Origin of the sequence: Haloplanus sp. CK5-1 (assembly GCF_037201915.1) — an archaeon.
GTDB classification, from domain to species: Archaea; Halobacteriota; Halobacteria; order Halobacteriales; family Haloferacaceae; genus Haloplanus; species Haloplanus salilacus.
The window spans coordinates 2,914,160-2,939,525 of the sequence record NZ_CP147505.1; the positions used below are offsets into that span (position 1 = coordinate 2,914,160).

Annotated in this window: 25 protein-coding genes and 1 pseudogene; 13 read left to right on the forward strand and 13 right to left on the reverse strand. The window is 66.8% G+C overall.

The annotated features are described in order from the left end of the window. Positions 1-62 precede the first annotated feature (62 nt). Positions 63-356 (reverse strand): winged helix-turn-helix domain-containing protein, encoded by a 294-nt coding sequence (locus tag NBT81_RS15460; protein ID WP_338739731.1) that lies wholly within the window; start codon positions 354-356, stop codon positions 63-65. A 57-nt stretch (positions 357-413) separates the two neighbouring features. Here NBT81_RS15460 and NBT81_RS15465 point away from each other — a divergent pair, with 57 nt between their 5' ends. The 3 genes from NBT81_RS15465 to NBT81_RS15475 are packed head-to-tail and all read left to right on the forward strand — an operon-like array spanning position 414 to position 2,678. Then, complete coding sequence (locus tag NBT81_RS15465) at positions 414-704, forward strand: amphi-Trp domain-containing protein (RefSeq protein ID WP_338739733.1); 291 nt, start codon at positions 414-416, stop codon at positions 702-704. A gap of 49 nt (positions 705-753) precedes the next feature. Continuing rightward, on the forward strand, positions 754-1,875 hold the full coding sequence (locus NBT81_RS15470; RefSeq protein WP_338739734.1) for an ABC transporter substrate-binding protein: 1,122 nt from the start codon (positions 754-756) through the stop codon (positions 1,873-1,875). After that, positions 1,875-2,678 (forward strand): ABC transporter permease, encoded by an 804-nt coding sequence (locus tag NBT81_RS15475; protein ID WP_338739735.1) that lies wholly within the window; start codon positions 1,875-1,877, stop codon positions 2,676-2,678. Before NBT81_RS15470 ends, NBT81_RS15475 begins: the two co-directional genes overlap by 1 nt. On the opposite strand, the gene NBT81_RS15480 is transcribed toward NBT81_RS15475, so the two are convergent. Genes NBT81_RS15480 through NBT81_RS15490 form a run of 3 tightly spaced genes read right to left on the reverse strand, consistent with a single transcriptional unit; the run spans position 2,679 to position 5,463 of the window. Further along, positions 2,679-3,434 (reverse strand): ABC transporter permease, encoded by a 756-nt coding sequence (locus NBT81_RS15480; protein ID WP_338739736.1) that lies wholly within the window; start codon positions 3,432-3,434, stop codon positions 2,679-2,681. It lies immediately after the preceding gene. Continuing rightward, entirely contained in the window at positions 3,431-4,198 is a 768-nt protein-coding gene (locus NBT81_RS15485) for an ABC transporter ATP-binding protein (RefSeq protein WP_338739737.1), read from the reverse strand. The genes NBT81_RS15480 and NBT81_RS15485 overlap by 4 nt, the downstream gene beginning before the upstream one ends. Continuing rightward, entirely contained in the window at positions 4,195-5,463 is a 1,269-nt protein-coding gene (locus NBT81_RS15490) for an ABC transporter substrate-binding protein (RefSeq protein ID WP_338739738.1), read from the reverse strand. The genes NBT81_RS15485 and NBT81_RS15490 overlap by 4 nt, the downstream gene beginning before the upstream one ends. Before the next feature lie 138 nt (positions 5,464-5,601). Here NBT81_RS15490 and NBT81_RS15495 point away from each other — a divergent pair, with 138 nt between their 5' ends. From NBT81_RS15495 to NBT81_RS15520, 6 genes are all read left to right on the forward strand, one after another. Beyond that, a complete protein-coding gene (locus NBT81_RS15495) occupies positions 5,602-6,138 on the forward strand; it encodes a plastocyanin/azurin family copper-binding protein (RefSeq protein WP_338739739.1) in 537 nt (178 codons plus the stop codon). 133 nt (positions 6,139-6,271) lie between these two features. Beyond that, positions 6,272-7,264, forward strand: a complete 993-nt coding sequence (locus tag NBT81_RS15500; protein ID WP_338737836.1) for a transposase — start codon at positions 6,272-6,274, stop codon at positions 7,262-7,264. Positions 7,265-7,395: 131 nt separating this feature from the next. Then, positions 7,396-8,289 (forward strand): hypothetical protein, encoded by an 894-nt coding sequence (locus NBT81_RS15505; RefSeq protein ID WP_338739740.1) that lies wholly within the window; start codon positions 7,396-7,398, stop codon positions 8,287-8,289. A 6-nt stretch (positions 8,290-8,295) separates the two neighbouring features. Beyond that, positions 8,296-10,020, forward strand: a complete 1,725-nt coding sequence (locus NBT81_RS15510; RefSeq protein WP_338739742.1) for a pyrroloquinoline quinone-dependent dehydrogenase — start codon at positions 8,296-8,298, stop codon at positions 10,018-10,020. A 121-nt stretch (positions 10,021-10,141) separates the two neighbouring features. Further along, on the forward strand, positions 10,142-10,822 hold the full coding sequence (locus tag NBT81_RS15515; protein WP_338739743.1) for a PGF-CTERM sorting domain-containing protein: 681 nt from the start codon (positions 10,142-10,144) through the stop codon (positions 10,820-10,822). A gap of 54 nt (positions 10,823-10,876) precedes the next feature. Then, positions 10,877-11,647: a hypothetical protein gene (locus NBT81_RS15520; RefSeq protein WP_338739744.1), complete on the forward strand. Its 771-nt coding sequence runs from the start codon at positions 10,877-10,879 to the stop codon at positions 11,645-11,647. Between the two features lie 3 nt (positions 11,648-11,650). On the opposite strand, the gene fdhF is transcribed toward NBT81_RS15520, so the two are convergent. Further along, on the reverse strand, positions 11,651-13,783 hold the full coding sequence (gene fdhF / locus NBT81_RS15525) for a formate dehydrogenase subunit alpha (protein ID WP_338739745.1): 2,133 nt from the start codon (positions 13,781-13,783) through the stop codon (positions 11,651-11,653). 129 nt (positions 13,784-13,912) lie between these two features. On the opposite strand from fdhF, the gene NBT81_RS15530 reads away from it, so the two are divergent. Next, positions 13,913-14,515: a hypothetical protein gene (locus tag NBT81_RS15530; RefSeq protein WP_338739746.1), complete on the forward strand. Its 603-nt coding sequence runs from the start codon at positions 13,913-13,915 to the stop codon at positions 14,513-14,515. On the opposite strand, the gene NBT81_RS15535 is transcribed toward NBT81_RS15530, so the two are convergent. The 4 genes from NBT81_RS15535 to NBT81_RS15550 form a co-directional block, all read right to left on the reverse strand. Then, complete coding sequence (locus NBT81_RS15535) at positions 14,512-15,480, reverse strand: ABC transporter substrate-binding protein (protein ID WP_338739748.1); 969 nt, start codon at positions 15,478-15,480, stop codon at positions 14,512-14,514. The two genes, NBT81_RS15530 and NBT81_RS15535, sit on opposite strands and share 4 nt — an antisense overlap. Beyond that, positions 15,477-16,469, reverse strand: a complete 993-nt coding sequence (locus tag NBT81_RS15540) for an ABC transporter substrate-binding protein (RefSeq protein ID WP_338739749.1) — start codon at positions 16,467-16,469, stop codon at positions 15,477-15,479. The genes NBT81_RS15535 and NBT81_RS15540 overlap by 4 nt, the downstream gene beginning before the upstream one ends. A gap of 186 nt (positions 16,470-16,655) precedes the next feature. Further along, the gene (locus NBT81_RS15545; RefSeq protein WP_338739750.1) at positions 16,656-17,648 is read right to left on the reverse strand and encodes an ABC transporter substrate-binding protein; all 993 of its coding nucleotides are present in this window, start codon (positions 17,646-17,648) and stop codon (positions 16,656-16,658) included. Positions 17,649-17,706: 58 nt separating this feature from the next. Next, positions 17,707-18,603 carry an ABC transporter substrate-binding protein gene (locus NBT81_RS15550; RefSeq protein WP_338739751.1) on the reverse strand — a complete coding sequence of 299 codons (897 nt, stop codon included), beginning with the start codon at positions 18,601-18,603 and terminating at the stop codon, positions 17,707-17,709. Positions 18,604-18,689: 86 nt separating this feature from the next. Between NBT81_RS15550 and NBT81_RS15555 the strand changes: the two genes are divergently transcribed. Beyond that, the gene (locus tag NBT81_RS15555; protein ID WP_338739752.1) at positions 18,690-19,031 is read left to right on the forward strand and encodes a cupin domain-containing protein; all 342 of its coding nucleotides are present in this window, start codon (positions 18,690-18,692) and stop codon (positions 19,029-19,031) included. On the opposite strand, the gene NBT81_RS15560 is transcribed toward NBT81_RS15555, so the two are convergent. Beyond that, positions 19,032-20,723: an aldehyde ferredoxin oxidoreductase family protein gene (locus tag NBT81_RS15560; RefSeq protein WP_338739753.1), complete on the reverse strand. Its 1,692-nt coding sequence runs from the start codon at positions 20,721-20,723 to the stop codon at positions 19,032-19,034. It lies immediately after the preceding gene. A gap of 85 nt (positions 20,724-20,808) precedes the next feature. On the opposite strand from NBT81_RS15560, the gene NBT81_RS15565 reads away from it, so the two are divergent. Next, complete coding sequence (locus NBT81_RS15565; protein ID WP_338739755.1) at positions 20,809-21,240, forward strand: VOC family protein; 432 nt, start codon at positions 20,809-20,811, stop codon at positions 21,238-21,240. 35 nt (positions 21,241-21,275) lie between these two features. Here the strand turns inward: NBT81_RS15565 and NBT81_RS15570 are convergent, their stop codons facing one another. Both NBT81_RS15570 and NBT81_RS15575 read right to left on the reverse strand, forming a co-directional pair. Next, a complete protein-coding gene (locus tag NBT81_RS15570; RefSeq protein WP_338739756.1) occupies positions 21,276-22,403 on the reverse strand; it encodes an ATP-binding protein in 1,128 nt (375 codons plus the stop codon). Between the two features lie 165 nt (positions 22,404-22,568). Next, positions 22,569-23,471: an NAD(P)-dependent oxidoreductase gene (locus NBT81_RS15575; protein ID WP_338739758.1), complete on the reverse strand. Its 903-nt coding sequence runs from the start codon at positions 23,469-23,471 to the stop codon at positions 22,569-22,571. 93 nt (positions 23,472-23,564) lie between these two features. On the opposite strand from NBT81_RS15575, the gene NBT81_RS15580 reads away from it, so the two are divergent. Next, positions 23,565-24,098: a CinA family protein gene (locus NBT81_RS15580; RefSeq protein WP_338739759.1), complete on the forward strand. Its 534-nt coding sequence runs from the start codon at positions 23,565-23,567 to the stop codon at positions 24,096-24,098. On the opposite strand, the pseudogene NBT81_RS15585 reads toward NBT81_RS15580, so the two are convergent. After that, positions 24,095-25,339 (reverse strand): annotated as a pseudogene (locus NBT81_RS15585) (redox-regulated ATPase YchF). The gene NBT81_RS15580 and the pseudogene NBT81_RS15585 overlap by 4 nt on opposite strands. Positions 25,340-25,366: the final 27 nt, after the last annotated feature.

Below are 25,366 nucleotides of genomic sequence, written 5' to 3' on the forward strand. Positions count from 1 at the left end.
TGGTACGTGGGTATCGGCGTACGTTGAATTATTATACACGCGGCGGAATCCCGGCCGAAGCGTCAGTCCGACGACGATTTGGCCTCCTCGACGTCGTCCGCGTGCAGGAGGAACATGGGGTCGGGTTCGGGCGACGCCCGGAGTTCGATCCGCTTGGTCAGCCGGTAGTACTTCCGTCGGCTGGTCCGGTAGCTCTCGACGATCCCCGCCTCTTCGAGCGTCGAGAGGTGGTGGACGGCGGTCTTGCCGTCCATGCCGACGCGGTCGGCGAGTTCGGAGACGTATCGGGGCTCGGTCGCCAGTTCGCGAATGATCTGCAGGCGTGCCTTGCTCCCGAGAACGTCGAACAGAGACATCGGTTGCCGTGTCTTTGGAACGCACACCCTTATACTCCGCTACTTCATACACCGCCTATGGCCGACCTGCCGGACGCAAACGACGGCACCCGAACCGTCACCGACGGCTACTTCGAACGGGAGGTGCGACTCTCCCGGGAGTCGACCGCGGCGTTCCTCCGCGATCTGGCCGACCAGATCGAGGACGAACCGCGGCTCACCATCTCCACCGACGAGTGGGAGATTCCCTTCGAGTTCGACGAACCGATCGAGGTCGAAGTGGAGTTCGTCGGCGAGACCCACCGCCAACTGGAACTCGAACTCGAGTTCGAGTGGTCGCCGCCGGAGGACAAGATCGGCGTTAATTAATAAACGTTTCACCGGAATTCTTATACTGGTCGTCTCCTGATAGCCGCCCATGAGACGGACATCGACGAGACGACGGTTCCTCGTGGGCGCCGGTGCGACGGGTGTGGCGGGGTTGGCCGGCTGTCTCGGTGGGGGCTCCAACGCCGGGAGCGACCCCGAGCCCGAGTCGAGCGCCGACTCCGGAGCGACGGGATCGACCGGGACGATGACGGGCACACCGATTTCGGGTGATCACTCGCTGCTGCTCAACTGGAAGCCAAGCGGCCTCCACGCCCCCTACTTCGCCGCGAAGGCGAACGGGTTCTACGACGAGGAAGGGCTGTCGCTCTCCGCCATCGAGAGCGGCGAGGGCTCGACGTTCTCCGCGAAGCAGGCGGGACTGGGTAACGTCGAGTTCGCGATCAGCAGCAGCGATCAGGTGGTGAACATCAACAGCCGCGGCCTCTCGCCACAGTCGGTGGGTGTGGTGATGCAGAAGAGTCCGGCGGTGGTGTTCTCGACCCGGGAGACGTTCGGCGGCGAACTGACGAGCGTCGACCAACTCGCGGGCAAGACCGTCGGCACCGGTCCGGGGATGGTTCGGGTACTCACGACGCTCCTCCTAGAGGACGCGGGGATCCGCGACGACGTGGAGATGGTCGACACCGGCTACGACACCGTCCAACAGTTGCTCTCGGGGAAGATCGACGCCGCGGGCGGCGTCTTCGGCGACGCCATCAGCGCCGAGGCACAGGACTACACCGTCGACAGCATCGCCGTCGGCGACACGGTGCCCTCCTACGGCCACGTGGTGGCGGCCGAGCGAGAATGGGCGGCCGAGAACGCCGGCGCTGTCCGGGCGTTCCTCCGGGCGACGGCACGCGGGGCCGCGTGGGCGCAGTCGAACCCCGGCGAGGCGACCGACGCACTGATCGACGCCAACGGCGTCCTCGAGGAGTCGCGCGATCAGCAACGGCGGAAGTGGGAGACCATGGCCGCGGAGTTCATGACCGGCGACGCGGTGGCCGAACACGGCTGGGGGTGGAGCGAGAGCGAACCGTGGGGGGTCGTCCACGACGCCCTCGCCGACACCGACGCCCTCGACGGCGAGGTCGACCTCAAGTCGGTTTGGACCAACGAGTATCTCGACACGGAGTACGAGTACATCGGGTCGTACATCGACGCAGTCTGATGTCGACCTCCGACGAGCGCCTCCCAGGGGTCGGGACGCCGGCGGTGAGCGCAGGGCGTCTCCGGCGGCTCTCGGCGCGGGTCTGGCCGCCGGCCCTCGTCTTCGTCGCCGTCGTCGCCTGCTGGCAGTGGTACGTGACGGAAAGCGGCGTCCCGTCGGTGATCCTGCCGTCGCCCGCCGACGTGGTGGCGGCGGGCGTCGCGGGTCGGGGGGCGCTGCTCGCGGCCGCGGCGACCACGGCGCTGACCGCCGGCCTCGGCCTCGCGGGCGGGGTCGTCGTCGGCCTCGGACTCGCCTTTGCGATGGTCGGCTCGCGGACCGCAAGCGCCGTGTTCCACCCCTATCTGGTCGCACTCCGTATCGCCCCGCTGATCGCCATCGCTCCGCTTGTCTTCCTCTGGATCGGCGACGGCCTCCTCTCGCGGGCGCTCCTCGTGACGACGATGACGGTGTTCCCCGTCGCCGTGGCGTCGGTCGACGGCCTCCGGGCGGTCCCCCGGGAGTACACCGATCTGGCCAGATCGGTCGACACACCGCCGGCCCGGGCTTTCCTCAGGGTCCGGGTGCCCGCGGCCGCGCCGAGCGTCTTCGCGGGAGTGAAACTCGCGGCGGCGCTCTCGGTCGTCGGTACCGTCGTCGCGGAGTTCCTCACCCTCCAGTCCGGAATCGGCTACCGGTTGTTCGACAGCGCGGAGTACCTAGAGACGAGCTCCACCTTCGCGGCGCTCGCGACGCTCGTCGTACTCGGTCTCGTCTTCTATCTCGTGCCCGCCGCGGTCGAACGGCGGCTCGACTGGGGATAGTCACTGCCACGCGACGACGCGGTAACAGAGCGACACGCCGCCGTACAGGAGGAGGCCCATCGGGAGGAGAACGGCGAGGGCCGCGAGCATCACGTCCACTTGGACGTTCTCGGAGGCGACGAGGATCAGCGAGCCGAGGCCGTCGTTCGAGAGGATCCACTCCGCGACGACGGCTCCGACGACGGCGAGGGTGACGGATTGTTTCACGCCCGCAAACACGTCCGGGAGCGCGTGGGGGAGGCGGACGGCGAGGAAGGTCCGGATCGGGTCGGCATCGATCGACCGAAGCAGGTCGAGGTGGGCGTCTGGCGTGCGGTCCAACCCCGCCGCGGTCCCGACGACGACGGGGAAGAAGACGATCACGGCGACGAAGAGGACGGCCGTCCCGAAGCCGACGCCGAGGTAGATGAGGAGGATCGGGGCGATGGCTATCTTCGGGAGGACGCGCGCGGCGACGAGGTAGGGGTAGATCGCCCGGCGGAGCAGCGACACCTCGCTGACTGCGAGGGCGAGGACGAAGCCGGCGGTGACGCCGGCGACCCCGCCGACGGCGATCTTCTCCAGCGTCTCGACGGCGTGAGAGAGGTACAGCCCGGGGTTGGCGGCGAGGCGTGCACCCACGGCGGCGGGCGGGGGAAGGACGTACGGCGGGAGCGCGAGGGCGACGGTCAGTCCCCACCAGCAGGCGACGGCGACGACGAGTCCCGAGACGGGGAGGACGACGTCGGGGAGGGGCACCCGTTCGGCGACGCTCATTCGTCGCCGTGGAGTGCGCGGCGTACCTGCGCAACCTGCGTCCCGAACGCCTCGGAGCCGAACACCGACTCGTCGCGTGGGCGGGGCAGGTCGACGTCGAACTCGCCGACGATGCGACCCGCCGCGTCGTCGGTCGTCGCGCCGGTGGCGTCCCCCGAGACGACGAGACAGCGGTCGGCCAGAAAGACGGCTTCGGGCACGCTGTGGGTGACGAACACGACGGTCTTGCGGTTCTCGCGCCACAGGCGCAGTATCTCGACGCCCATCTCGTCGCGGGTGATCTCGTCGAGTTCGCCGAACGGTTCGTCCATGAGCAACACGTCGGCACCGAGGTGGATGGCACGGGCGATGGCGACGCGCTGTTTCATCCCGCCCGACAGTTCCGACGGGCGGGCGTCCTCGAAGCCGTCGAGCCCGGTCGTCGACAGGAGGTCGCGTGCGCCCTCGGGGTCCGGGTCCTTCCCCGCCATCTTCCGGAGGAAGGTGACGTTCTCGAGTGCCGTCTTCCACGGGAGGAGGGTGTGATCCTGGAAGACGAAGCCGAGTCGGGCGGCCGACTGTGCGGCCTCGGGGGTGTCGCCGTCGACGCTGACGCGGCCGGTCGTCGGCGACTCCAGGCCACCGATGGCCCGCAACAGCGTGGTCTTGCCACAGCCCGAGGGGCCGACGACCGTGACGAACTCGCCGTCGTCGATGTCGAGGGAGACGTCGTCGAGCGCGCACAGGTCGCCGTAGGTGACCGACAGGTTCTCGACACTGATCATTGGTCCAACACGTCCGCCTGTCCGAGTGCGATTCTGAGCCGTTGCCACGTCTCCGGGGAGTGCCAGCCCCAGCCGTGTTTCTCGACGGCGTCGCCGCCGGCGAAGCGGTCGAGCGCTTGCTCCAGTTTGTACTGCTCGGCCGCCGGCGCGTCGTCACCACGACCGTCGAGACACTCGACGGCCGACTCGGGGTCGACCGTCGCGTCGGTCCACCCGCCCATCGTCCCCTGGAGGAAGCTCCGAAGCGCGGCCGGGCGGTCACGGAGCGTCTCGCGACGGACGACGAAGGCGGGACCGGGGACCGGGAAGTGGTCGGCCACCAACACCGAGTCGACGTCGTGGCCCTCCGACTCGAGTTCCAGCGGATCGGTGAACACGCCGGTCGCCACGTCGGCGTCCCCGTCGAGGAGGGCCGTCCGCTCCTCGCCTTTCGCCGGGACGACGGTCACGTCGTCGACGACGCCGGCCTGCGAGAGGAAGAGACGCCCGAGCGCGCCGGTCTCCGAGCCCTGGGGCATCGCGACCCGACGACCGCGGACGTCCTCGACGCTGCGGAGCGGGCCGCCGAACGCCGATCGGGTGGTGTAGAGGACGACCATCGCGCGCTGGTAGTACAGCGACAGAGGCACCAGGTCGTGGCCGGCGGCGTGCCCGCGGAGGAGCGTGGCCGCGCCGGTGAGACCGACGTCGACGTCGCCGTCGGTCACGGCCGACAGAGCCGCACGGGACCCACGACAGCCGGTGAACGTCACGTCGACGCCGTGGTCGGCGTACGTCGACGCGAACAGGGGAGCGTGGAGGCCGTTGGGATTCCAGTTGAGGCCCACCTCGAGGGAGTCGGCGTCGACGGTCGACCCCGACGGGTCGACGTCGACGTCGTCGCCGAGCGTCGCGGCGACGGTCGCCGCCCGTTCGAGCAGTGCCTCGGCGTGGAAGCGCCTGACGCGAGCGAGCGTCCGGTCGCGGTCGGCGTCGGCACGCCACCCCTTCGGCGGGCGACCGGGGGCCTCGCTGTCGACGGTCGTCTCCACGACGAGGCCGAGGTCGGTGAGCGTCGACAGCACGTCCGAGACGCGCCCCCGTCCCAAGTCGACGCCGACGCGAACGGCGAGACGGGAAGCGACGTCGCCGGCGAAGCGGTCGGAGTCCTCGCGCCCGACCAGATAGGCGAGAACGCGTGCTGCCTCGCGGTCGAGTCCCGTGGCGAACGCCTCGACGGTCCGTTCGTCCTCGTCGCCGAGGACCGGGAACTCCCTCACTTGCACGCCCGTACCTTGGTCGTCCGGAGTATATAAAACACGTGTGGGCTACCGGTTGGTGTCTGTGCGTGTACACGTTGCGTGTTTGGGAGTCCCTGACTCGAATTCATCAGATTTAACCTATCTAAACCAAAGTTCGTGTCGATGGTCTCAAAGCAGCCGAAAGACGTCCTGTCCCGGCGAAAATTCGCAGCCACACTCACCGGCGTCGCGGTCACCGGCCTCGCGGGGTGTTCCGGTGGCAACGGCGGCGACGGCGGCGACGGCGGCGACGGTGGAGAGGCGACGGCCACGGCCACGGCGACGCCCGAACCGACGGCGACGGCCACGGCGACGGCCACGGCGACGCCAGCCGTGGAAGCGGACACCACCATCGAAGTCGGTCCAGATGGGAACTACTTCGATTTCGTTCCGGAGCAAGTCCGCATCTCGAAAGGTGATACGGTCAAATGGACGTTCAATTCGGGTGGTCACAACGTCTGTGGACACCCGTCGCATCACTCGGATGTCTCGATCCCCGACGGGGCGGAACCGTTCGGAAGCCACCCGGAAGGAAATCCACAGGGGACCAACCCGCAAGGGGCGACCTACACGCACACGTTCAACACGACGGGTGACTACACGTACGCCTGCATTCTGCACGTGAACAACGACATGATCGGCCACATCACTGTCCGATAACCCGAAGAAATCCGCAAACGGCGTCCAGACGATTCCCTCCTCGGTCTCACCCTATACCCCCTTATACACTCATATTTAGAGGGTGTCATAGAACAGTTCGCATACCAAAGAGCAGGGTGAACGCTGAGGTGGAATGCGTTCAGCGACCCTGCAAGATGATCCTTCGGTAGAATCGTTCTTCAATGCCGTGGAAACGGAGACGTTGGCGTTGTTCGAGCACCTCTCCTTCGAGTTTCTTGAAGGGTTCGACGTGTTCGCCCCGGCGGAGACGGGGCGAACACGAGATCTTGAGCCGCCCGAGATGATGCGTGGCTTTCTCCATTGCTATTACAAGAACATCTACGGTATCCGTCCGGTTGCACGAGAACTGAACAACACCGTTGTCTGGCTCAGCTGTAGCTTCGATCGACCGCCGTCGAGAGACGCGGTCGATCGATTCCTCACTGATCTTGAGCACGTTGTTGACCGGGTCTTCGACCATCTCGTCGAGCAGGCCGCCTTGCGGGGCCTGCTCGACTTGACGTATTCTATCGATTCAACCGACGTGAGAGCGATGCCCGCCGATCCAGACGCATCGAAGTGCTATGATCCAACCGATGACGAGTACTACTACGGCTACGGCTGCACGATCGTCTCAACCGGGCAAAAGATCCCGATTGCAGCCGAGTTCACCGAGAGCAAACAAGCACCAGAAGAGACGGCGATGCGCGTCACGCGTGACGCGCTCGCCGTCGGGAAACCGATGTGGATGCTTGGAGACAGTGCCTACGACACGCTCGACTGGCACGACCACCTGCTGGCCGCAGGGGTCGTGCCAGTCGCTCCGTACAATCCACGAAACACCGACGACCCGAAAGATATCGAGTACAGGGTAGAAGACCGCATTGAAAAACACAGCAACGACGTTCAGCTGAAGCAATCAACGCTAGACGAGACGTACAACCGCCGGAGTGGCGTCGAACGAACCAACGAATCAGTCAAGGGCTGCGGCCTCGGGCGAACGCACGCCCGAGGCCGCGTCCATGCACGAGCGCAGGTGTTCCTCGCGTTGTGTCTGCGCCTCGTCGTCGCAATCACCAACTACGAACGCGGAGACAATCCGGGAAGCACAATCATCACGGTGTGAGAAGAGTTCTATGACACCCTCTCATATTTAATTAACGTCTTAAATTGTGAAATATATCACAAAGTTAAATATAGAGTCATCCTTCCCTACGGATGGAGTGGTATGGCATGTCGCAATATGTAAATGACGGAATGCCCGAGATCGACCAAGAGGATCGACGGCAGTTCCTCAAGGTCGTCGGGTTGACCGGCGCAGTGGCAGCAGGTAGTGAGTTCACCCTGAGCGATCTCAGGGGCGAAGTAGAAGGCGAAGCGGCGGGGGAACTCGCCGCGATGGGCGAGGCCATTCGCGAGGACCTTACCGGCGAACTCAGCGCCGGCCTCCTCGGGAACGAACTCGCCGCCCTCGAGGGACAGATCGAGCGCCTGCCCGAACTGCGGGCGATGGGCGTCCCCGCCGAGGACAGCACGGAGTATCAACAGCTCGCCGAGCCCGGGTGGGCCATCCACGAGCATCTCGTCGAAGTCGGCTTCTTCGAGAGTGCCGAGGAGCACCTGCCGGAGTTCACCCCCGAGCACATCGGGGCCACGGCACGCGAGTTCATCAACACGGGCGTGCTCGCGAGCGCGCTCGGCGAACTCGGCTACAGCGAAGAGGAACTGACCTCGACGGTCGTCAACGTCGTCAACAACAAGGAACGCCTGGCCATGTGGGTGCCCACGAAGAACATCCCGGCCGGCGTCGAAGGGTTCGATCCCGGGAACGTCGCCCCGCTCCACCAGCGAGCGGCCGCCGGCGTCCTCCTGTGGACCGACTACCTCGACACGTACCTCTGGCAGAACGAGGTGCTCCTGACCGAGACGATCCTCGACAACAACTACGGCGACCTCAAGCAGATGTACGCCGGCCTGCACCTACTGGCCAGCGCTGCCGAGGACCTCGCCGGCGCTCAGGAGCTCTCCGACGCCCAGCTCACCGCCGCCCTCTCCGCGGGTGCGGCGATGATGATCGTCGGACAGGAGGACCTGACGAACGACGTGATGCGCATCACGGACGAAATGCGCGCTCCGTCTGCTCTGAGGTGATAACGCATGGCTAGTATTCACGAACACGACGAAGCGGTAAAAGCGGCACAGAACATCGAGATGGTGGAGGTCGAGGACGGGTACACGCTGACGAACCTGCCCGACGAATCCATCACCCAGCAGTTCGACATCGACCAGATCCCCCAGCGTGACGTCACGCAGGAAGATCTGCACGCCTCCGCGAAGGAGGACCCGACGTCCTGGCTGATGTACGGTGGCGGCTATCAACAACAGCGATACACCTCCGCCGACGTCATCACGCCCGAGAACGTCGACGGCCTCGAACTCGAGTATCTGGTACAGAGCGGTGTCTCCTCCAGCATGGAGGGCGTACCGATCGTCGTGCCCGGCGACCCGCCGGTCATGTACCAGACGAACGGCCCGAACCACGCCAAAGCGATCAACGCCCGCACGGGCGAGACGCTCTGGAGTTACACGTACGCTAACCCGCAGGGACTGCTTCTCTGCTGTGACGCCAACAACCGTGGGTTCGCCGTCTACGGCGACAAGGTCTACATGACCACCCTCGACTCCGGGATCGTGGCGCTCAACCGCTACACCGGAGAAGAGGAGTGGTACACCTCGACCGGCGACCACGAGATCGGCTACTCCGCCACCTGGGCACCGATCGTCTACGACGGTCAGGTCATCACCGGCTCCGCCGGTGGCGAGTACGGCGTCAGCGGCTTCGTCGCCGCGCTCGACCCCGAGAGTGGCGACGAGATGTGGAAGACGAACACCACGCCTTCCGACGAGTGGGCCGGCGACTCCCACGAACACGGTGCGGGGACGGTGTGGATGACGCCGACGCTGGACCCCGACAGTGGGATGATCCACGCGCCGGTCGGCAACCCCGGTCCGGACTTCGACGGCACGGTCCGTCCCGGCCCGAACCGATTCACCATCGGCACGCTGACCCTCGACGCCAACGACGGCTCCATCGACTGGCACTACGGCGAGAGCCCCCACGACGTGTGGGACTACGACTCCTCGGCGACCAAGATCCGTGTCAACGACATGGAGATGGACGGCGAGTCGCGCGACGTCGTCCTCAGCCCGGGCAAGACGGCCTGGGTGTACACGATGGACGCCAACGACGGCCAGCTGCTCGAACGGTCCGAAGAGACGACCCAGCACATCAACATGTGGAAGATGGTCCCGCACACGGACGAGGACCGTCGGGTCGCCTTCGTTCCGGGCGCACACGGTGGCAACGACTGGCAGCCGCCGTCGTACAGCCAAGAGACCGGCCTGATGTACATGAACCAGAACAACGCGCCTCACGAGATCTTCTGGGAAGAGGCGCAGTACGAGGCCGGCCAGACCTACTGGGGCGGCGGGCTCAACGACTGGCCCGACGTCGACGCGCCGGACAACTGGAACGGCAACCTCAGCGCCGTCGTCGCAGTCGACCCGTCCACCGGCGAGCGCGTCTGGCGTGACTGGATCTCCCAGGAGACGACGAGCGACTACCTCTGGGGCGGCTCCATCACGACCGCGACCGGCCTGATGTTCACCGGCACGCAGAACGGGAACATCATCGCCTACGACGGCGAGAACGGCGACCGACTCTGGCAGTTCCAGCTCGGCGCGCCGATCTGCTCGTCGCTGTCCAGCTGGTACGACCCCGGCGAGGGCAAGCAGTACGTCGCGGTCCAGGTCGGTGGCTCCGGCTGGCTCCACGGCGGTCGCCGTGGCTCCACCGTCGCCGTCTTCGGCCTCAGCGAGTAGCGACTCCGACCGACTTCTCCATTTTTTCGCGGGCCGGTAGCGTCGCGTATCGCTAGTGTGAGTACGATACTCAGGAGGTATATCCCGTAATTTTATTTAATATGGGATACAGGGAACGGGTATGGCGACACGAAGAAAATTCCTGATCGGTGCTGCCGCGGCGACAACTGGCTTGGCCGCAGCGGCCGGGTCCGCGAGCGCCCAAGCACAGACGTTCGAGCTCGAGTTGACCGACGAGGGGTTCGTCGGTCAATCGCCCTCCAGTATCGAAGGCACGACGAACCCGACCCTCGAAGTCGAGGCTGGCAGTCAGTACACCATCGAGTACACGGTGGGCTACATCCCGGAACTGCAGGGGCTCCCGGGACGACACAACATGATCGTCCGGACCGAGGACGGCACCCTCCGCCGGACCAACTACGTCTTCGAAGAGGGGAACTCTCAGAGTGTCAGTTTCGAGGCGTCGAGCAACCTCACCACGTGGGGCTGTGAGGAACACGCCTACGAGTCCGAAGGCGAGGTCGAAGCGTCGTGGTCCGACTACCCGGTCGAGGGTGGCGAGTTCAGCGTCTCCGGCGGCGCGACGGCGACGCCCGAGCCGACGGATACGCCCATGAGCGACGGCGGCGACGGTGGCGACGGCGGCGACGGCGGCGACGGCGGCGACGGCGGCGACGGCGGCGACGGCGGCGACGGCGAGGAGACCTCCGGCAACGGGCCCGGCTTCGGCGTCGGTGCGGCACTGACCGCCATCGGTGCCGGCGCGTACGGCGCGCTCCGCCGTGGCGACAGCGACGAGTAGTCGACCCGATCCGGCACACAGCTTTTTTCGAGGTGCGATACCTACCGAGGAGCGATGCGTACCCAACTCAGTAGCATCGGTGATCGCCTGCGACGACCGGAGTACACCGGCGAGAACCGGTGTGTGCCGTGTACGGTCGTCAACCTTTGTCTCGCCGTCGTCGCCGCGGTGGTCGTCGGAGTCGTTCTCGGCCCGGTCGGAGGGGTTGCCGTCCTCGCCGGCGCGGCCGGCGCGATCTACTTCCGTGGCTATCTCGTCCCGGGGACGCCGACGCTCACCGTGCGGTACTTCCCGCCATGGCTGCTCGAACTGTTCGGCAAGGAGGTCGATCTGCGGGAGACGCTCGAACCGGTCGAGGGCGTGGCCGTCAGGGCGACGCCGGAGGGCGGCCGACTCGTCGACTCCTTCGAGCACGCATGGGTCGACCGGATCGAGCGGATGCGCGAGGCGGGCATCACGGACGATGACGTGGCTCGGCTCCTCGGCGTTCCGGAGGCGTCGAGCGTCCCGGGTGACGTGGCGTACGTCGTCGACGGCGGTCTCAGACAGTGGCTCTCGGAGTCAGCGCTACTCGCCGACGCCGCGGCCGCGGCGGTGCTGGAGGCGGAGGGTGACGAGGCGTGGGTGTCGCTCGACCCCGACGCGCGCGTGGCGACGCTCCGTGACCTCCGGAAGTACCTGACGTACTGTCCCCTGTGTGGCGGAGACCTCGACGACGAAGAGACCGAAACCGTCGAAACCTGCTGTACCGAGTCCGAACGCGTGTTGATGGCGACGTGTGTCGACTGCGACGTCCGCTTGATCGAGGATCTGGACGACCGATAGTCCTCAGTCGTCGGCCGGGGTGTCCGCGGAGTCGGCCTCGGCGTCGACCGTGACCTCGATCTCCGCGGCTGCGGCCTTGTACTCTGGGATCTTCGCACGCTCGTCGAGCACGTCGTTGGTGAGACGGTTCCCGGCGGCGTCGGCGAAGTGGGGCGTCGTCCACACGGTGCCTTCCTTGGTGTCCTCCGTGACCCGCGCTTCGACCTCGATCTCACCCCGGCGCGACTTGAGCGTCACGTAGTCGCCGTCCTCGATGCCGTAGTGCTCGGCGTCGTTCGGGTGGACGTCGACGAAGTTCTCCGGTTCGACACGGTTGAGCGTCTCGGAACGACGACTCATCGTTCCCGTGTTGTAGTGTTCGATGATGCGGCCCGTCGTGAGAATCAGCGGGTACTCCTCGTCGGGCGTTTCCTTGGGCGGCTGGTGCTTGACGCCCTCGATCTGTCCGAGACCGCTCTCGGTGGTGAAGCCGTCCCCGTAGAGGTAGTCGTCACCCTCGTCGCCGGGTTCGTAGCAGGGCCAGTGGATGCCCTCCTCGCCGAGACGGTCGTAGGTCATGCCGTGGAAGATGGGCGCGACCTTCCGGAGTTCCTCGAACACGTCCTCGGGACCTTCGAAGTCGAACGAGCCGTCGCCGAAGAGACGGTTGCCCACGTCACAGAGGATCTCCAGGTCGTCTTTGGTGTTCGGGTGGACCTTCTCGACACCGCGCATCCGCTGGGTTCGGCGGTCCGTGTTGACGACCGTCCCGTCGCGTTCGGCCCACGACGTGGCGGGCAGGATCACGTCGGCGTACTCGGCGGTCTCCGTCTTGTAGATGTCCTGCACCACCATGAAGTCGAGTTCCTCGAGACGCTTCTCGACCTGGTTGGTGTCGGGTTCGCTCATCACGGGATTCTCGCCCATGATGTAGAGCCCGTAGATCGTGTTACCGATCTCGTGGGAGACCTCGACGTTCGTCAGGCCGGGTTCGGACGGGATCTCGAAGTCCCACACCTCCTCGACGTCCGCGCGGACCTCGGGGTCGGAGACGTCACGGTAGCCCGGGAGGACGTTCGGCATCGCACCAACGTCCGAGGCTCCCTGAACGTTGTTCTGGCCGCGAAGCGGGTTGACGCCCGTGCCCGGTCGGCCCAGGTTGCCCGTGATCAGCGCGAGGTTGATCTCGTTTTGCACGTTGTCGACGCCACAGGTGTGCTGGCTCATCCCCATCCCGGTGAAGATGGCCGCGTTGTTCGCCATGGCGTACTTCTCGGCGGCGAGTTCGATATCCTCGAGGGGGACGCCACACTCCTCGGCCGCGGCTTCCTTGTCGAAGTCCTCGAGGGTCTCTTTCAGGTCCTCGAAACCCTCCGTGCGCTCGGCGACGAACTCCTCGTCGACCCAGTCGTTCTCCAGAACCGTCTTGAGGACGATGTTGAGCAGAGGAATGTCCGTGCCGGGTTCGAGTTGGAGGTGCATGTGGCGGTCGGTCTCGGTGATCTCGAACGACCGCGTCGTCTTGTTGGCGTGCGGGTCGACTTGGATGACGGTCGCGCCCTCCAGTACCGCCTGCCGGAAGTACTGACTGTTGGCGATGGGGTGTTGCTCACCGGGGTTCGCGCCCTGAATCCAGAACACGTCGGCCGCCTCCTCGAGGTCGGCCATGCTGTTGGTCATCGCGCCCTCGCCGAGGCTGTTCTTGAGGGCGTACACCGTCGAGGAGTGGCACATCCGTGTGCAGGTGTCGACGCTGTTGGTGCCGTAGCGTCGGGCGAGTTTCTGGATGAGGTAGTTCTCCTCGTTCATCGCCTTCGAACAGCCGTAGAAGCCCATCCCTTGGGCGGTGTAGTCCTCGCGGATGCGCTCCATGTTTTCGACGATCACGTCGTAGGCCTCGTCCCACGACGCCTCACGGAGTTCGCCGTCGTCGTCGCGGATCAGGGGGTCGGTCAGACGGTCCTCGTGGTTGACGGACTGCGTCGCCGCACCGCCCTTGATACAGATGCTCCCCTCGTTGACCGGCGCGTCACCCCACGGACGGAAGGTGACTTCGCCCTCGTCGTCCTGTGCGATCTGGATGCCACAGCCCACGCCACAGTACGGACAGATCGTCTTGGTCGGCCCGTCCGATTCGCCGCTTGAGTCGGATGACATTATACGTGAAGAAACCGGATGGGAGACTATCAATGTTGTCATCCGGTACCGTGGGAGAACCGGACAGTCGGGTGCCGAGCCGTCCATCGAGGCGGAAAGTTCTCCCCGACGGAGGCCGGATGGGTACGTATGACAGCCGGGGACGACACGGCCGACGCGACGGCGCTCAGCCGGGTGGCCGTCGACGAGTTGAACGAGGCGTACGAACGGGAGGAACCGTTCGACATGGTCGAACGGGAACACGTCGAGACACTCCCCCCGGCATTCGCGTCCGGCGAGTTCGGCCGACGCGACGCCGAGTGGGTGGTCCAGTGGTACTACCGCCGTCGCCGTCGGGTCGGTGCGATCACAGACGTCGAGCGACGCACGGCCGAGGAGCGATTTTTGGAGAACGGCTACGACGCGGTCGTCGAAGCGCTCCAAGGGGCCGCGGCGGCGACCGACCTCGACGAGCAGTGTGATCGGCTGACGGCACTCGTCGGCGTCGACGTCGCCGTCGCGTCGGCGTTTCTGTCGTTCACACACCCGGATCGACGCGTGGCGGTCGGACCGCGGGAGTGGGACTCCCTCCACGAGGCCGACGAACTGTCCGACCCATATCCCGATTCGGTGACGACCGCCGCTTACGGCCGGTATCTCGACGCCGTCGGCGCCGTCGCGAGCCGAGTGGGCCGCGACCGCTGGACGGTCTACCGCGCGCTCTGGCAACTCGGCGGCGACGGTTCGAACTAGCGGCCGATCCGCTCGGCGTAGTTGGCGATGACCGGATCCGAGTCGTCGACGTACTCGTTGGTCCACACCTCCGCAGGGTCGACCGGCGACTCCAGCAGATCCGTCTCGGCGAGCATCTCATTCAGATTCTCCCAGCGGTCCGTGTCGAAGTGTCCCCACCCCGCCTCGCGGACGAACTCCGTGAACTGGAGGTCCTCGGCGGAGGCGAGGAACTTCATGTGCTCGACCTCGCGGTTGTGTTCCAACTGGGCGTTGCGGTCGATGAGCGCGTCGACCGCACGCTCGGGATCGTTCGTCGCGGCCTCCCACCCGCGGGCGGTCGCCCGCAGGAACGCGCGGACGGTCTCGGGGTTCGACTCGGCGAACTCGGGGTTGGTGACGACCGCCATCCCGTAGACGTCGAGGTAGTCCCCGATGAGGAGTTCGTCGGCCGTCCGGTCGTACTCGCGTTCGAGTTCCTTGCCGTTGGTGACGACACCGACGGCGGCGTCGACGTCGCCGTCGAGCACCAGGTGTTCGACCCGGTGGTGGGTGTGTTTCTGTACGTCGCGGACTTCCACCTCGTCGCGGATACCTCGATCCTCCAACAACTGGAGCGTGAGGATCCGGGTCTTGGTCGCGGAAGGCGCGACCGTCCGATCCCGGAGCTGTTCGGGTTCGGTGAACGGTTCGCCGAACGTGTCCCGGAGGCTGTAGATCGTCGCGGGCGTCTTCTGGCTGACGGCGGCGACGGCCAGCGGATCGAGCCCCTGACTCCGGACCGAGAGGACGGCGCTCCCCCCGGCCAGACCGAGGTCGCTCCGGCCTTTCGCGGTCTGTTCGGCGGCGAAGGGGGAGCCGTGGCCCTCGACGAACTCCACGTCGAGCCCTTCGTCGTCGTAGAACCCCTCGCGGCGCGCGAGGAAGTACGGTGCCTGGAAGCCGTTCGGTTCCCAGTTCAACTGGAAAGTGACTGTCTCCGTCATGGATCGATCTCGAAGGTGCCGTCGGGTATCTCTTCCACGCCGAGCGCGTCCGCGCCGGCGACCGCTTTCAGGTGGTCGAACAGCCGGTACATTCCGTCTACGCTCTCCTCGTCCCAGTCCCGGACGACCATGTCCCGCCAGCCGTCACGCACCGCACGCATTACGTCGGGGTCGTCGTAGGTCATCAGCTTCTGGCTGATCTCCTCCCAAATCTCGTCGTCCTCGACGAGTCGGTCGACCGCGTCGCGGTAGGCATCGGCGAAGGCCCGCACCGTCCCACGGTTCTCCTCCAGATACGTCCCGCTCGTGAGGAAGGCGGCGATGGGGAGTTTGTTCTCCGTCCCTGAGAGTCGCTGAACCAGTTCGGAGACCGGCAGGACGTTCTCGTAGGGGCCCGTCTCCGTAATCTCGGGAACGATCTGCCAGAACTGGAAGCCGGCGTCGACCTCGCCGTCGCGGATCATCCGCGTGAGTTCGACCTTCGAGCCGGCTTCGACGGGCGTCGCCGTCTCGTCGGGGTCGAAGCTGTGGTACTCTCGACACGCCGCCCGCGTCAAGATCCAGTTCTTGTCGAGACGGCGGACCACCCCGATGCGCTTGCCAGAGAGGTCCTCCAGCCCGTCGATGTCCGATCCCTCGGGAGCGACCAGTCCACCCACCGTCCGTCCGTAGGGGTGGAAGGCGACGATGTCCGCCCCCTCGGCGCGCTCGCGGGCGATGGAGATGTAGTCGATGTCGATGAGGTCGGCGTGTCCCTCCTGCAGTTGTGCCTCGACCGTCTCGATACCGTCCTCCAGTGCGTCCGAGACGAGTTGCACGTCGAGGTGGAAGCCGTGGTCGCGGTCGTAGCCGAACCGCTTGATCGTGTAGAGGAGGTAGCGCGGGCTCCCGTTGTGTTCGAAACGTGCCCGCATCACCGGCAGGTCGCCCGGGTCGTCGTGGTACGCGTCGAGGGCGTCCTGTTGGGCGTCGACGTGGTCCCGGTTCATCGGCTCGTCCGATCGGGTGTGTGTGGCTGTCGTGGCGATTCAGCATCCGTGTCCGCGGAATCACCGGGGGAGCCGACGGCCCGGCGACGCGACGCGGTCCGCTCGTCGGTCGGCATACCCGCAGGGTACGACTGGACCCTGATAAAATTTCCTTGGAAACGTTTATTCAGTTGTAGCCGACCACCGTCAGGGGTCGGGATCGAAGGTTCCTTCGGGGATTTCCTCGACACCGAGTGCGTCCGCACCGGCGACCGCTCTCAGGTGGTCGAACAGCCGGTACATCCCGTCGACGCGCTCCTCGTCCCAGTCCCGGACAACCATATCCCGCCAGCCGTCACGCACCGCACGGATCACCGTTGGATCGTCCTCGTGCATGAGCGCCTCGCCGATCCGCCCCCAGAGGTCGTCGTCCTCGTGGAGGCGGTCGACCGCGTCCCGGGCTGCGTCGGCGAAGCCCCGCACCGCATCCGGGTGGTCGTCGAGGTAGGACTCGCCCGTCAGAAACGTCGCGACTGGGAGCTCTCGGTCGGTTCCGGAGAGACGCTGAACCAGATGGGAGACGGATAGCACCTCCTCGTACGGACCGGTCCGGGTGAGTTCGGGGACGAGCGGCCAGAACTGGAAGCCTGCATCGACCTCGCCGGACCGGATCAGTCGCGTGAGGTCGTCCCGAGACTCGGCCTTGACGAGAGTCACCGTCTCGTCGGGGTCGAAGCCGTGGTACTCCCGACACGCCGCCCGCGTCAGGATCCAGTTCTTGTCGAGGCGACGGGTCACGCCGATCCGGTGGCCCGAGAGGTCTTCGAGCCCCGAGATGTCGGCATCCTCGTGGGCGACCAGTCCGCCGACCGTCCGTCCGTACGGGTGGACGGCGACGATGTCCGCCCCCTCGGCGCGCTCCCGGGCGACAGAGATGAAGTCGGTATCGACGAGGTCGGTGTCGCCGCCGTTCAGACGGGATCGGATCGTCTCCATCCCGCTTTCGAGTTCGTCGGAGACGAGGCGAACGTCGAGGTGGACGCCGTGGTCGTGGTCGTAGCCGAACCGCTTGATTGCGTACAGCAGGTACCGTGGACTCCCGTTGTGCTCGAAGCGCGCCCGAATCACCGGCAGGTCACCCGGGTCGTCGTGGTGTTCGTCGAAGGCGGCCTGTTGGGCGTCGATGTGGCGTCGGCTCATGGCGGGTGGGGTGGGGAGTCGAACCGGAACGGACCGCCGGCGGCGACGTCCGTCACGATCACCGGATCGGGGAGACGATGGCGTCGATGTCGGCGTCGGCGTCGATCAACTGTCGCTGTTTCATCCAATCGAGGTGGTAGTCGAGGTCCTCGCGGTCGGCCAGTTCGGGCACCTCGTACTCGGGCACGTCGATGGCGGCACGGACGGCCTCGGTGTCGACGTCCTCGAAGAGGTCGGGGGCCACCTCCTCGTCCTTCCAGAGCATGTCGAGATACTGGTCGCGGTACGCCGACGGGTCGGCATTGATCTCCTCGACCGCCCGCCGGTAGGCGCGCATGAACGCGTCGAGGGTCTCACCCTCCAGTCCCTCGGCACCCACGACGCCCATGTGGTTCTCGAACTCCAGTACTTTCTCGAAGCCGAGGTGCTCGGCGAGGGTGATGTGTGGATCCAGCAGCGAGACGGCGTCGACATCGCCGTCACGGAGAGCGCGGAGCCGATCGGTCGGCATCCCGTGGCCCTCGATCACGACGTCGTCTTCGTCCATATGCTCTTCGAGCGCCCGGATCGCGGTGTACTCCTGGCCCGTCCGCGTGTTGACGCCGACGGGCGTGTTCGCCAGATCCGCCGGCTCCTCGATATCCGAGTCGGGGCGGACGAACACCGCGTAGGGCTGGTCGGCGAACGTCCCCTTCGCGACGATGCGGCCGTCGTCGAAGTCCCAAGTCCGTTTCAGGCTCTCCCACTTGCAGATCGGGTAGAGGTCCACGTCGTTGTCGCCGGTCAACGTCTCGTCGGCCGGGATGTACTTGTTCGTCACGCAGGTCCGGTCGCGCTCGATCAACTCGACGTCGAGGCCCTCGTCGGCGAAGTAACCACGGTCGACCGCCACGCGCTGGGGCAACATGAACGAGAAGGGCAGGTGGAACACCCTGATCGTCTCGTCTTCGGACATACCACACGGTACGATCGTACTTACATAAAAGTTGCTCAGGAACCTTTATTAGGTGACATCGGTATCCCGGACGTAGGGAAACTCGAATGAGGCGGATCAACGACGAGGCGACCGACGGAGCGGAGGTTGCTGACGGCGTGTTCCTCGCCGATCTCGCGTCCGGGGAGCGGGCGTCGATGAAGCACTGGCGGGTCGAACCGGGGTCGACGCTCCCCGTTCACCGTCACGACAACGAACAGATCGGCTACATGATCCAGGGCACCCTGACGGCGATCACCGAAGACGAGGAGATCACGCTCCGGCCCGGCGACTCCTACCTGTTCGAGGGCGACGAGTTACACGGAGCGGAGAACCGCGGCGACGAACCCGCGGTCGGCATCGGCGTCCTCTCGCCGCCGCGATCCGACCCCGACTGGAAGCAGTCGTGATCACTCGCGGCCGAGGTGTCGATCACACCGTGCCCGCGGCACTGTCCCGTCGGCGTTCCAGCCCCGCAGATCGTAGTACGTATCGAGCGCCGCCGACAGGCCGTCGAGCGCGAAGGGGAGGTCGTCGTCGTCGTTCCAGTCCCGGCCGCGACGGTTGTTGAAGCCACGCTCCAGATCCACCACCCGCGAGCCCAGCGCGTCCAGTTCCCTCTCCGACGCGTCGAGAAGCGTCGCCAAGCGGTCGTCGGTGAGCGTCCCCCGCGAGAACCGACAGGCGATGGCCGAGTCCAAAGCGGCGTTTCGGTTCTCGGACGCGACCAGCCGTTCGGCCTTGCCGTCGAGGCCGTCTGCGGGGAGCGCCGCCTCGCGGTCGACCAGCGGGTACTCGTAGACGTACATGCCGCCGTAGAGGTGGTCCGCGCCGCGGTTCGAGGTAGCGAAGGCGAGCCCCTGTCCCGCCAACGCCCGGCCGTCGTGGGCGGCGAATTCCATTCCCTTCATCGTCCAGTCGGGGACGCCGAGGTCGTCGTGACAGCGGGCGATCCCCTCGGCGAGTAGGTCGCCGACCCCCTGGCGGTAGGCGATCTTCTCGATCAGGTCGTGGACCAGATCGGCGTCGCCGAAGGCGTCCTCGGCGGCGAGATACGCCGAGACGACGTCGCCACACGAGATGGTGTCGAGGCCGAGTTCGTCACAGCGGTCGTTGGCGTGCATCACCGCCGGCAGGTCGTCGACGCCGGCGTTGCTCCCGAAGGCCATGATCGTCTCGAACTCCGGCCCCTCCGTCTCGATGCTCCGATCCTCGTCGACCGTGGGGAGTTTGCAGGCGAAAGCACACCGCGAGCAGGTGCCGCGGCCGGTCTTCTTCTCGGCCACCCGCTCGCCGCCCACCGCGTCGGCGCCCTCGAACGACAGTTCGGAGAAGTACCGCGTCGGCAACGCCCCGACTTCGCTGGCGAAGGTCGTGAGACTCGCCGTCCCTTGGCGCTTCATGACGTGGTCGCTCTCGGCGGCCTCGCGGTGGACCGCGCTCGCCACCTCGCCCGCCGCGGCGTCGAGGTCCGGCCCGGGGTCGGCGTCGCCGTCGAACGTGATCGCCTTCACGCCCTTGGATCCCAGCACCGCCCCCAGACCGCCGCGGGCGAACGCCCGGTGGTCGGTCGTCACGACCGCGGCGAAGCGGACGGCGTTCTCCCCGGCCGGGCCGACGCAGGCGACGTGGTCGCCGTCGAGGCCGTGGGCGTCCCGGGCCCACTGGGTCACGGTCGACACCTCCGCGCCGGCCAACTGCGGGACGGCCTCGAACTCGACGCCGTCCTCGCGGACGTGGACGGCGACGAGCTCGTCGCTCTCGCCGGCAACCTCGACGGCGGCGTAGCCCGCGCCGACGAAGTTGCCGGGCAGGAACCCCCCGGCGTTCGACGACAGCAGGCCGTCGGTCAGCGGCGAGAGACCCGTACACGAGAGCCGACCGGCGAAACTCGTCGTCGCCGTCTGGAGGGGTCCGGCTGCGAAGTAGAGGCGGTTCTCGGGGGCGAGCGGGTCGGCGTCGAACGGGACGCGCTCGTAGGCCAGTCGCGTCCCGAGGCCGCGGCCGCCGACGAACCGCTCGCGGGCGGCGTCGACGTCGTCGGTTCGCCACGTTCGCTCGCCCACGTCGACCGAGAGCAGGGGACCCCGGGCGTGTCGCATCGTCCGGCGAAGGGGACGGGACGCATATAGTTCCGCGGGTGCGCGGCGGGAAAACCTATATCGGTCGGGGCTCGCGAGTGGGCGCATGGACGCCGTCGACCACATCAACATCGACGTCGACGACCTCGGCGAAGCACACGAGTTCTACCGCGACGTCCTCGACCTGCACCTGTTGCGCCCACCCGAGGACTTCCAGGGCGCACACGCCATGTTCGAGACCGAGGCCGGGACCGTCGTCACGCTCATGGAGACGGGACAAGCCGAGAAGTGGGACGAACGCGGACTCGATCACCCACTCGACAAGGCCCACCTCGCCTTCGAGACCGACCGCGACACGTACCAGTCGCTGATGGACGACCTCGACGACCAGTTCCCGAAGCAGGGGCCGTACGACTGGGGCGAGTTCGAGGGGTTCTACTTCCTCGATCCGTCCGGCAACCTACTCGAAATCGTCACCTACGACCCCGCACCGGCGAACCGGCCACGACGGCTCTTGGACCACGACGACGTCGAGTAACGCCGGGAAGTCGATCGATCGGAGGAGTCAGGACGTCAGGACGTGCGGTCCTCGGGGCCGGGACGGGCGCCAGTATCGGTGCCGCCGTCCGCGTCGGCCCGCGGCAGTTCGACGACGACCGTCGCGCCCGGCGACCCGTCGTCCGCGAACCGGACGTCGCCGCCGTACGCGTCGACGAGCGCCGCAACCAGCGACAGGCCGCCGGCGTCGCCGTCGTCCGCCCCGAGAAGCGCCTCCCGTCGGTCCGGGTCGATCCCGGGCCCGTCGTCGCTGATCCGCAACCGGACGGTCTCGGGGGCACGCTCCACGGCGACCGTGACGTGAAGGTCGGCGGCCGCCGGACGGTCGTCCCCCGATCCGTGTTCGACGGCGTTCTCTAGGAGGTTATCGACCGCCGACCTGATACCGTCGTTCGCGGTGACGAGCGCCCGGTCCGGGGCGTCGACCGTGACGGGCACGTCGAACGTCTCCTCGACGGTGGCGGCGAGGTCGGTGACGACGGCGACGAGGTCCACGGGGTTGAGGTCGGCGTCGCCGACGAGCGTGTCGGCGATGGTCCGCGTGGTCTCGATGTGTGCGAGCGCCTCGTCGGCCTTGTCGACGACCACCTCGGGGTCGCCGGCGTCCGCATCGGCGGACGAACGAGCGAGCAAAGACGCGTGGCTCCGGATCACGTTGAGGTCGTTTCGCAGGTCGTGACGGACGAGATGGTTGACGAAGGAGAGGGCGCCACCGACGGTCCGCGCCCGGCTGGCGTCGCGCCGCGCTCGGGCGTTGAAGTAGCCGGCGGTCAGCCCAGCGAGAGCCCCCACGTCGGCGGCGACGAGCATCGGAAAGATCGGTTCGGCGACGGGGCGGCCCTCGAACGTTCGAACGAGGAAGGTCACGACGAACACGGCCACGAACGAGGCGCTGCCGACGAGACACCAAGCGAGGACGGTCCACTGGTTCCGGGTCGTGAGGTCGGTCGTGGCGATCCAGTAGCCCAGATACGCGAGACCGATGGCCGGAACCCCGTCGAAGAGAAACGCGATCAGCGGCCCGGTCAGTTGGCCGAGGACGCGAACCTCGCGCGCGTGGGTCCCGGCGGCGACGAGCGCCAGTAACACGCCCATCGCGACGATCAAGACCGAGGGGTTCGGCGGCAACCGCCGACGAATCACGACCGAAGTAGCGTGCGCCACGTATTAGAGGTGGTGGCCCGGCGTACCGCCACCGGCGAAAGCCGGAACCCCGATCAGTCGCCGACCCGCGCCTCAGTTCGGCCCGCTCGAAGAGTACCTACTCGTCTTCGACTCGCGCCTCAGTTCGGCCCGCTCGAAGAGTACTTACTCGTCTTCGACCCGCGCCTCGACCCCCGCCAGATCCTCGATCACCTGCATCACGCCGGAGTTGTCGTCCTTGCCGCGGCCGGTCTCGACCATGGATTTGTACATCTCGTGGACGAGTTCCGTCTGGGGCATCGGCGACCCGTACGCCTCGCCGGCGTCGGTCGCGATGCGGAGGTCCTTGTACTGGTAGTCGGCGAAGAAGCCGGGTTCGAAGTCGCCCTGAATCATGCTCGGTGCGCGGTTGTCGAGCGTCCAGCACCCGGCCGCGCCGCCGCTGATGGCGTCGACGACCGCTTCGAGGTCCGCGTCGGCCTTGTAGGCGAAGACGAGGGCCTCGCTGACGGCCTCCATCGTCCCCGCGACGACGATCTGGTTGCAGGCCTTGGTGACCTGGCCGGCGCCGTTGTCGCCACAGTAGGTGATCGTCTCGCCCATCACCTCGAGGATCGGGCGACACTCGTCGAGGACCGCCTCGTCGCCTCCGACCATGATCGAAAGCGACCCCTCGATGGCGCCCTCCTCGCCGCCGCTGATCGGCGCGTCGAGCATCCGCGCACCCCGGTCGCGGACCTCCTCGGCGAGGTCCTCAGTCACCATCGGTGAGATGGTCGAGTTGTCGATCACCACGTCGCCATCGCTCAGGCCGGCGAGGACGCCCTCGTCCTTGCGCATGACCTCCGCCACCACGTCGTGGTCGGGGAGACACATGATCGTCACGTCGGCGCGTTCGGCGGCTTCCTTCGGCGTCTCAGCCGCCTCGCCGCCGGCCGCGACGTGGTCGTCGATGGGGCCCTGCGAGCGGTTGTGGCCGATCACGGTGTACCCCGCATCGATCAGGTTCTTCGCCATCGGTCCACCCATGATGCCGAGTCCGACGAAGGCGATGGTCTCGTCCGTCATACCCATGTCACTCCGCTCGGCCGACATAAAGGAGTCGGATGCGGCGGTCCGACCTCCGGCCGTTTGATACGTCTCGGGAGCCAACCGCGGGCTATGACCGACGACGAGACGCGGACACCCGCGACCGGGCCGAGCGACGAGACGGCGGTCGAACGCGTCCTCGGTCGGCGCCTGCGCGACCGGGACGACACCGTCGCAGTCGCCGAGTCGCTGACCGGCGGCCTCGTCGGGTCGCTGCTCACCGACGTCCCCGGATCGAGCGACTACTTCGACCGCGGAGTGGTCGCCTACTCGAACGACGCCAAACTGGAGACCCTCGGCGTCTCCCGGGAGTCGCTGGACGCCCACGGTGCCGTCTCGGCCCCCGTCGCCCGCGAGATGGCACAGGGTGCCCGGGACCGGTCGGGGACGACGTGGGGCGTCTCCACGACCGGTATCGCCGGGCCCACGGGCGGCACCGAGGAGAAGCCGGTCGGCCTCGTCTTCGTCGGCGTCGCCCACGCTGCGCCGTGGGGAAGCGACGACTCCTTCGCCGCCGCCGAGCGCTACGTCTTCGACGGCAACCGCTGGACGGTCAAAGTCGAGAGCGCGCGGCGAGCCCTCTCGGACCTACTCGATTCCCTCTAGGTCGTCGTCACGAGTTCGATCACGTCGCGGTCGTCGAGTTCGTGGCCACCGCCGACCTGCCGCGAGGACCGGCAGTCGACGCCGTGGAGCAACCCATCGCCCAGATCGGTGTGGATGTGGTCGGCGAAGTCGGCCGTCGTCGATCCCTCGGGCAGGAGGAAGCAGTCGCGGAAGACGCCCTCCTCCGAGGTCGACCCGTCGTCGCTCCCCGGGAACACCGCGATGAGATCCAGGGCGTCGAACAGCGCCGCCTCCAGCGACGCTTGGACGCCCGTCCCGCCGTAGGCGTCGAGAAGTGACTCGATCCGATCGAGTCCCGTCGCTCGATCACCGCCGACCTCGCCGACGACGTCGAATGCGTCGTCGCCGGGGGTGTACTCGACGGCATCCGCCTCGTCGGCGGCCTTCAGCGCCTTCTCGGCGTGGGCGCTCGTCGGGACGAACGTGAGGTGGTCGTAGGCGGGGTCGTCGGTCACCGCCTCGAAGTGCTCGGCCGCCGCGGGGTCGTCGATCTTGTTCGCCGCGATCACCATCGGCTTCGTGCGCTTTCGGATCTCGCGGGCCAGCGACTCCCGGTCCGACTCGTCCCACGTCGACGGGTCGAGGGCCAACCCCTCGGCGAGGACCACCCGCTTGATCTCGTCTGCGGTCGTGCCGAAGGCGCTCATCTGCTCGGCGAGGTCTTCCTCGACGGTCGCGTCCGCGCCGTGATACTTCGACTCGAAGCGTTCGATCCCCTTCTCCAGCACTTCCAGATACCACATGTCTAGTTCGGCCTCAAGGAAGTCGATGTCGTTGCGGGGGTCGTGGCCCTCGGTCGGTTCGCCCTCGCTGTCGGTCTTGCCCGAGAAGTCGACGACGTGGACCAGCACGTCCGCCTCGTTGAGGTCGCTCAGGAACTGGTTGCCGAGCCCGTCGCCCTCGTGGGCACCCGGGATGAGACCCGCGACGTCGACGAGTTTCACCGGGACGAACCGGGTGCCGTCGTCGCAGTAACCCACGCTCGGCGTACACGTCTCCCCGAACTCTGGGGCTGCACAGTCGACGCGGACGTACGCCTCGCCGACGCTCGGATCGATGGTCGTGAAGGGGTAGGCCCCCTCGGGGACGTCGTTCATCGTCGCCGTCGCAGGATCGCAACGCGATCCTGCTGCCCGTCAGAGCTCCGCTCTGACGGCCGCGTTGAAAAAGGTCGACTTGCCCACCGAGGGCTTGCCGACCAGACCGATGGAATAGCTCATGAACTCCGTCCGCGTTCGGCGGCCAAA